This window comes from Turicibacter sp. HGF1, from assembly GCF_000191865.1.
GTDB classification, from domain to species: domain Bacteria; phylum Bacillota_I; class Bacilli_A; order MOL361; family Turicibacteraceae; genus Turicibacter; species Turicibacter sanguinis.
Genome location: NZ_AEXQ01000039.1, coordinates 1 through 677, shown reverse-complemented (window position 1 = coordinate 677; position 677 = coordinate 1). Strand labels below are relative to the sequence as shown.

General features: G+C 49.2%; 6 tRNA genes and 1 rRNA gene. All 7 read right to left on the bottom strand.

The features are described from left to right. Positions 1-40 precede the first annotated feature (40 nt). The 7 genes from HMPREF9402_RS03935 to HMPREF9402_RS03905 all read right to left on the bottom strand — a co-directional run bounded on the left by HMPREF9402_RS03935 (position 41) and on the right by HMPREF9402_RS03905 (position 664). Positions 41-116, bottom strand: a tRNA-His gene (locus HMPREF9402_RS03935). A 2-nt stretch (positions 117-118) separates the two neighbouring features. Next, a tRNA-Trp gene (locus tag HMPREF9402_RS03930) sits at positions 119-192 on the bottom strand. Between the two features lie 10 nt (positions 193-202). Next, a tRNA-Thr gene (locus HMPREF9402_RS03925) sits at positions 203-278 on the bottom strand. Between the two features lie 9 nt (positions 279-287). Next, positions 288-364, bottom strand: a tRNA-Glu gene (locus HMPREF9402_RS03920). A gap of 10 nt (positions 365-374) precedes the next feature. Further along, a tRNA-Asn gene (locus HMPREF9402_RS03915) sits at positions 375-451 on the bottom strand. Positions 452-459: 8 nt separating this feature from the next. Further along, a 5S ribosomal RNA gene (gene rrf, locus HMPREF9402_RS03910) occupies positions 460-568 on the bottom strand. A 7-nt stretch (positions 569-575) separates the two neighbouring features. Beyond that, positions 576-664: transfer RNA gene (locus HMPREF9402_RS03905), tRNA-Leu, on the bottom strand. Positions 665-677 lie beyond the last annotated feature (13 nt).

Sequence of the window (677 nt, the reverse complement as noted above, 5' to 3'; positions counted from 1 at the left end):
ATAAAAAAAACATCCTTTAAGGATGTTATCTACTAATTTATGGGGCGACTGATGGGAATCGAACCCACGAATGCCGGAGCCACAATCCGGTGCGTTAACCACTTCGCCACAATCGCCATGGCAGGGGTGGCAGGAATCGAACCCACGCTAACGGTTTTGGAGACCGCTGTTCTACCGTTAAACTACACCCCTATTAAATTAATGGTGCCGAAAGCAGGACTTGAACCCGCAACCTACTGATTACAAGTCAGTTGCTCTACCAATTGAGCTATTTCGGCACTAATAAATGGTGACCCGTACGGGATTCGAACCCGTGTATGCATGCGTGAAAGGCATGTGTGTTAAACCGCTTCACCAACGGGCCATTATTATAATGGCGCCCCAACTAGGACTCGAACCTAGGACCCCTTGATTAACAGTCAAGTGCTCTAACCAACTGAGCTATTGAGGCATTGTACAACCTAGCAACGTCCTACTCTCGCACTTGCGTACTACCCTCGGCGCTAAGGAGCTTAACTTCTGTGTTCGGTATGGGAACAGGTGTGACCTCCTTGCCATCATCACTAGATTATATTTGGTGCCTAGGGCCGGAATCGAACCGGCACGGGTGTCACCACCCGCAGGATTTTAAGTCCTGTGCGTCTACCAGTTCCGCCACCCAGGCATTTCATTATTTC